Genomic DNA, 4,816 nt, shown 5'->3' on the forward strand with positions numbered 1-4,816 from the left:
TGGCCCATAGCGCCTCCCTCGCAGCATGATGGTCAACTGTACCACCACACCGCGGGATCAAACACCTAGGGCCGCGAAGATCCGCGCGGCGTTAGCCGGGCTGTTGAGCAGGTGGACGATCTCCTTCCATCCTTCGGATTCTTCTTCGGACAGCATGACTACGCCCGGACGGTCCTGCCGGCTGACGTGCAGCTCCACGCGATCCTCCACCACCTGGTCTATGTACTTGACGAGGTTGTTGCGCAGCTCGGAGTAGGTGACGTAGGCCATCGACAGTCTCCGGTTCCATATGCAGATACTTGCATACATCGGGAACCCGCTCAAAGCGGGCCTGCCACGATGAGCCAGAAAGTACTGCAAGGCACCTGTACCGCCAGCGTTGCGTGATCTGTCTCTGTATTAGCAACACCCAACAAGATCTGATCCCGCTCCGTAAGTGTCGCAGGCTGACGGCACCGCTGATCTCTCCCGAGTCCTGAGAAGCCGGATGGGTGTGGTTTTGTACCGCTCGGAAAAACTCCGCTTGAGTACTCCCGCGGTGTGCGGTTCATGTGGTGTCGTCGGCCGCCTCGTGCCGTCCTGCCCAGTCATGAGCCTGCGTACGCTCTGATCCAGGACAACGTGGCGGCCCCCACCAGCCCGCGAGGGGTCGTCCATGGTTGTCAGCATCAAGACCAAGGCATCTGAGAAAAATCCGGTTGCTCCTGCGCCCGTCAAGCCCGCCGTCAGGCAAGGCAGGTTCTTCACCGTTGCCGATCTCGCCCGCCGCTGGAGCATGTTGGAGCGGCACATCCGCCGGTTGATCGACCAGGGCCACCTCGTGGTGCATCGGATCGGCCGGTCCGTGCGCATTGCCGAAGCCAACGTCGCGCTGTTTGAGGCGCGCTGCACGCGAGGCCTGTGAAGTCCGCTGCTGTCCGGTGATGAAAACCTGGCCTCAGGACCTGGTGAACCTCCCGAGCCTCATCTTCAACAAAGATGGGCACGGGACCTTCACCAATCTGTCCGTCCGTCATCACCAGTCATATTCCTACCGATCAAGGGTATTCACCATGCCTGGTCCGAACGAGGCTGCCATCACGCTGGCCGCTGTTCAGAAGACGATCATCGAGCGCCGGGAACTCTCGTGCTCGACACGCGCCGAACTGCACTCAGCGATCAACCGCTTTGCCATCATCTGCGGCCGGATGCCGTCTGACATCATCGCTGACCCCACCATCCTGCGCGGGGCCGTCCAGCTGGCCGGGGTCGAGGTTCACCGGCAGCGGCGCAACTTCAAGCTGGATGCTGCCTGGCATGAGCTGCTGGCACCAATGAGCAAGCGCGACCATGACGAGCTGCACCGCTTTGCCGGCTGGTGCTCGACCTTGGGCATCGCTCCACTCGAAGTCACGCCCGACACCTTCGATCGCTTCCTGGCCTACCTGGACCAGCAGATGATCCAGAAAAATCCGCGTGAGCGTGGCCATGTCGCGCGGCGGGCGTGGAACCGGGCGGTCGCGGCCCGACCGGGCTCGCCCTCCTTATCCCCCCATTCCTGCACCCGAGCCGCTTGCCAACCGCCTGCTCCGCTGGGCCGATTTCCCTGGCTCGCTGCAGCAGGAGGTCGAGGCGTACCGCCAGCGGATGCTCACCAGCGACATGTTCGATGGGAAGCACAAGCTGGTCCGGCCGGTGACGATCGAGAACTACCTCGCGCGGCTGCGCACTTATCTCACCGGTCTCGCCCGGGACGGGATGCCGCCCGAGCACTTCATGTCGCTCGCCAGGCTGGTCAAGATATCCACGGTCAAGCGCGGCCTGGAGCTGCGGGTGGTAGAGGGCAAACTGGACGACCAGCGGCGCCTTGATCTCACGACCATCGTGGTGCCGCTGTGCAGCGTGGCGAACTTCATCGGTATCGACGAGGCCCACCGGCGCGAGCTTAGCCGGATCGGCAAGAAGGTCCGCCATCGGCAGCATGGGATGAACGCCAAGAACAAGGAACGGCTCGTACCGCTGCTGGGTGACAAGATGGCCATGCTCCGGCTGGTCTACCTGCCGGCCGAGATCGCGCACGAGCTGCGCAAAGTCAAAGAGCCGACGGTCCGACAGGCACAACTCATGCAGATGGCCTGCCTGCTGGACTTCCTGCTGCATGTCCCAGCGCGCATCAAGAATGCTGCGGAACTGGACATGGCGGAGAACATCGCCTGTCCTGCCGGCGGTCAGGCGGGATCATGGCGCATCGCGATCGCGGCCGAGGACGTGAAGAACAAGGTGGCGATCGACGCGCAGCTCTCGGAAGGCACCAGTGCGCTGCTCGATCGCTACGTGACGGTGTTCCGGCCGGTACTGCCCAAGCAGCCGACGGCGGTGCTGTTCGTCAGCCAGAAGGGGTGTGGCAAGGGACCTTCCGCACTCTCCAAGCAGTTCAGCCGGTTCGTCCACGCGAGGATCGGCCTCACGGTCCACGCGCACCTCATGCGCCACTTCGCGGCCCATCTCTTCCTCAAGGACAACCCGGGCTGCTACGAGGACGTGCGCCGGATGCTGGGCCACAAGAGCCTGACAACGACGATCAGCTTCTTTGCCGGCCTGGAGACGGACAGAGCGCTCGCCCGCTACAGCGAGCTGATCAGCAGTCTCCGCAAGGACATAAGGATAGCATCCTTGGAACCCGCTCCTGCCTGCGACGAGGAGGAGGCGGCATGAGCCGGCTGCGCATGTCCCCAATCAAGCTCGCCCAGTGGCCGGCTGGGGACCGGGAGCGCTGGCTCGCCTCGATGAAGGCAGCTGGCTTGTTCGATGAGGGTGGCCTCGCTGCCTCCTGGAGCAAGGCGACCACCGAAGGCTGCGAGCGTGGCTATGGCCTCTACCTCGCCTGGCTCACCTCCACCGAACAACTGGATGCGAACCTTCATCCCTGCCGGCGGGTGAGCGAGGAAAGGATCCGCGCCTTCATGGAGGTGTATCGTCCCGGCCGCTCCGAGCTGACGGTTGCCGGGGCGGTGCGCGGCATCGCCTATGTCCTGCGCGCCTGCGCACCGCCCGACGGCGTCGGCTGGCTGACGGAGTTCGCCCATCGCCTGACGAACTCCGCCGGGCCCGCGCGTGCCAAGGCCCCACGAATGGCGCGGACCAGCGAGCCGCTCGACTTGGCGGAGCGGCTCGCTGGCGGAAGGGCTGCAAGACGATGCCACTGGCCTTGTCAGCGGCGCTCCTGCCTATCGCGATGGCCTGATGGCGCTGATGACCCGCCGCCCCTTGCGCCGCCGCAATCTGGCAGCGCTCAGGATTGGCCACAGTATCGTCTTCGACGACGGTGGCGCCCGCATTCACTTCACGAGCGCAGAGACCAAGGCAGGGCAGCCCATCAACGGACCGGTGCCGCAGGACCTCAAGCCGGCCCTGAAGATCTATCTGGAGCGCGTCCGTCCCATCTTCTTGCGCCGCGCCATCGAGGACGAGGGATGGCTGTGGCTGGGCCAGCAGGGACGGCCGATGTCGGAGAGTGGCATCTCCCACCGGATCACCGGCTCACCAAGAAATACCTGGGCAAGCCGGTCTCCCCGCACCTGTTCCGCGACTGCGCCGCCACAGAGATCGCGCTGGAGGACCCCAAGCACATCGGCATCACCAAGCCGGTCCTCGGCTACGCGACGTTGGCATCCAGCCAGCGGTTCTACAACCAGGCGACCAGCTTCAGCTCGTTCCGACGCCATGGAGACGTGATCCGGAGACTGCGCAATGACCAGTAAGCAGTTGCACTTAATTACACGGAACGGGCTCCAGTTCAGGTGTGGCTGTGCTTTTGTACCAGCTGGATTCGAGCCCTATGGTTGTCGGTTATTACCGTCCCTAGAAAATGGGGGATGGAACGGCAGCTCAACCTCCTCTTCGAACCTGACGGCCGCGGATCACCTCCGCGGCCAGAAGGCCTGTCGCCGGGCGGCAAGCAGCGTGGCCGCGCGGTTGGTGGTGGTTCGCCGGACGAACGGGTCGTTCGGGTCAACCTGGCGGAACCGCCGCCGGTCTTCAGCAAGGAAATCGCACTGCTGCGGGCCCATCTGGCGGCCGAGATCGACGAGGTGCTATTCGGGAAGGCTTGAGCCATGCCCGCGCGGCGATCTACGTGCGAGGCTCCACCGTCCGCCAGGCCGAGCGAAACCTCTCGCTCCCCGACCAGATCAGCCAGTGCCGGGCCTACTATGACCGCCAGGGCCTCGAGGTGGCCGAAGTCTTTTCCGAGCCGGGCGCCTCGGCGCTGGGCGAGGGTCGGCCGGTCTTCCAGTAGATGATCTACAAGGCTTCCGGCGCCGATCACCCGTATGACGTGATCGTCGTCCATTCGCTCAGCCGCTTTAGCCGGGACACGCTGCACTCCGAGTTGTATGTCCGTCAGCTCGCCAAGGCAGGGGGGCGGCTGGTCTCGATCACCCAGGACATCGGCCAGGACGCCAGCGGCGAGTTCATCCGCAAGGTGCTCAACGTCTTCGACGAGCACCAGTCGCGGGAGAACGCCAAGCACGTCCACCGCGCCATGCTGGAGAACGCCCGGCAGGGCTTCTGGAACGGCGCGGTGGCACCGTTTGGCTACAAGGTCGAGACCAAAGAGCGGCGCGGCAACAAGGACAAGAAGGTCCTGGTCATCGAGGAGAGCGAGGCCAAGGTCATCAAGCTGATGTTCGCGCTGGCCACCGGCGCCCATGGCCGGCCGTTGGGGGCAAGGCGATCGCCACCCACCTCAATGAACAGGGCATCCTTCGGCGCGGCCAGCGGCTCGCCACCGGCGGCGTTCACGCAATTCTAACCGCCACGACCTATTGCGGCCGAC

Annotated in this window: 6 protein-coding genes and 1 pseudogene; 5 read left to right on the forward strand and 2 right to left on the reverse strand. The window is 64.5% G+C overall.

Annotated features, from left to right (window positions below):
- Positions 1-57: 57 nt before the first annotated feature.
- Positions 58-270 (reverse strand): type II toxin-antitoxin system Phd/YefM family antitoxin, encoded by a 213-nt coding sequence (locus tag EQG76_RS28720; protein WP_159718605.1) that lies wholly within the window; start codon positions 268-270, stop codon positions 58-60.
- Between the two features lie 385 nt (positions 271-655).
- Between EQG76_RS28720 and EQG76_RS28725 the strand changes: the two genes are divergently transcribed.
- Positions 656-904: a helix-turn-helix domain-containing protein gene (locus EQG76_RS28725; RefSeq protein ID WP_200841211.1), complete on the forward strand. Its 249-nt coding sequence runs from the start codon at positions 656-658 to the stop codon at positions 902-904.
- Positions 905-1,151: 247 nt separating this feature from the next.
- Here EQG76_RS28725 and EQG76_RS28730 read toward each other — a convergent pair whose 3' ends face one another.
- Complete coding sequence (locus tag EQG76_RS28730) at positions 1,152-1,469, reverse strand: hypothetical protein (protein WP_159718607.1); 318 nt, start codon at positions 1,467-1,469, stop codon at positions 1,152-1,154.
- Between EQG76_RS28730 and EQG76_RS28735 the strand changes: the two genes are divergently transcribed.
- From EQG76_RS28735 to EQG76_RS28755, 4 genes and pseudogenes are all read left to right on the forward strand, one after another.
- Positions 1,456-2,694: a tyrosine-type recombinase/integrase gene (locus tag EQG76_RS28735; RefSeq protein WP_159718609.1), complete on the forward strand. Its 1,239-nt coding sequence runs from the start codon at positions 1,456-1,458 to the stop codon at positions 2,692-2,694. The two genes, EQG76_RS28730 and EQG76_RS28735, sit on opposite strands and share 14 nt — an antisense overlap.
- Positions 2,691-3,740 (forward strand): hypothetical protein, encoded by a 1,050-nt coding sequence (locus tag EQG76_RS28740; RefSeq protein ID WP_159718611.1) that lies wholly within the window; start codon positions 2,691-2,693, stop codon positions 3,738-3,740. Before EQG76_RS28735 ends, EQG76_RS28740 begins: the two co-directional genes overlap by 4 nt.
- 114 nt (positions 3,741-3,854) lie before the next feature.
- Positions 3,855-4,091, forward strand: coding sequence for a hypothetical protein (locus EQG76_RS28745; protein ID WP_159718613.1), 237 nt, complete (start codon positions 3,855-3,857; stop codon positions 4,089-4,091).
- Positions 4,092-4,114: 23 nt separating this feature from the next.
- A pseudogene (locus EQG76_RS28755) lies at positions 4,115-4,792 on the forward strand (recombinase family protein).
- Positions 4,793-4,816 lie beyond the last annotated feature (24 nt).

Origin of the sequence: Geminicoccus flavidas (assembly GCF_009806515.1) — a bacterium.
Taxonomy (GTDB): domain Bacteria; phylum Pseudomonadota; class Alphaproteobacteria; order Geminicoccales; family Geminicoccaceae; genus Geminicoccus; species Geminicoccus flavidus.

Coding starts and splice junctions, on each gene's coding strand:
- EQG76_RS28720 (WP_159718605.1), bottom strand. CDS start 270: ATGGCCTACGTCACCTACTCCGAGCTGCGCAACAACCTCGTCAAGTAC.
- EQG76_RS28725 (WP_200841211.1), top strand. CDS start 656: ATGGTTGTCAGCATCAAGACCAAGGCATCTGAGAAAAATCCGGTTGCT.
- EQG76_RS28730 (WP_159718607.1), bottom strand. CDS start 1,469: ATGGCCACGCTCACGCGGATTTTTCTGGATCATCTGCTGGTCCAGGTA.
- EQG76_RS28740 (WP_159718611.1), top strand. CDS start 2,691: ATGAGCCGGCTGCGCATGTCCCCAATCAAGCTCGCCCAGTGGCCGGCT.
- EQG76_RS28745 (WP_159718613.1), top strand. CDS start 3,855: ATGGAACGGCAGCTCAACCTCCTCTTCGAACCTGACGGCCGCGGATCA.